Source organism: Treponema sp. OMZ 840 (assembly GCF_050937815.1).
GTDB lineage: Bacteria > Spirochaetota > Spirochaetia > Treponematales > Treponemataceae > Treponema_C.
The window spans coordinates 1-658 of record NZ_JACDIJ010000042.1 but is presented as its reverse complement, the minus strand read 5'-3'; the positions used below and the strand labels follow the sequence as shown (position 1 = coordinate 658).

The 658-nt window shown below is 40.4% G+C and carries 1 protein-coding gene; it reads right to left on the bottom strand.

Annotated elements, in window-relative coordinates; translation table 11 throughout:
- Positions 1-641, bottom strand: a 641-nt coding sequence (locus H0R92_RS14030) for an Rpn family recombination-promoting nuclease/putative transposase (protein ID WP_432966304.1), incomplete at its 3' end; no start/stop codon positions are given.
- Positions 642-658 lie beyond the last annotated feature (17 nt).

Here is a 658-nt window from a genome sequence, read left to right as displayed (position 1 = left end):
CTGCGTGCGTCCATTTCAAATGATTTTAATAACATGTACTCCCTCCGTTTTTCTTCGTTTTCTTTGGTTTCATTTACCCGCTTTTCAAGCTGCTTAGTAAATGCCGTTTCCGGCGGTTGTCCGTTCATGTATGATAAAAATGCTTTGAGGTTTTCTTCAGCTTTCTCCGAGGCGGTGCTGTTTACGATGATCTTTGTTGTTCCGTCATTAAAAGTCTGCCCCGTTTCTTTGCACGAGGGGTTTATCGTATATACGGGTAATCCTTCTTGTAAGTAATCAAAGGTACATAAAAATATAATAAAGGTATCGGGTAAATCGTTGTAGTCGCCGCCTTTGTTTATTGCGCTGTTATCGATAGCGCACTGATAATAGCGCATACGTTCAGGCAGATTTTTTTGGTCGGTAGTTTGCATTTCAACATCATAGAGCTTACCGTCTTCGTCCTCAATCATAATGTCGAGACGCACCCCTTTGGAAGCAATTTGAGTTTCTATCGGCTTTTGCTTAAACAGCTTGGTTATCCTACCGACCTTATCTTTGAGCAGCATTGTCAACAGTTCTTTGCACAAAATAGGGTCTTCCATTACGGTGCAAAACATGAAGTCATCTGCAATAGTTAAATTATCAAAACTTTTGCGCATTTTACACCTCCCTTATA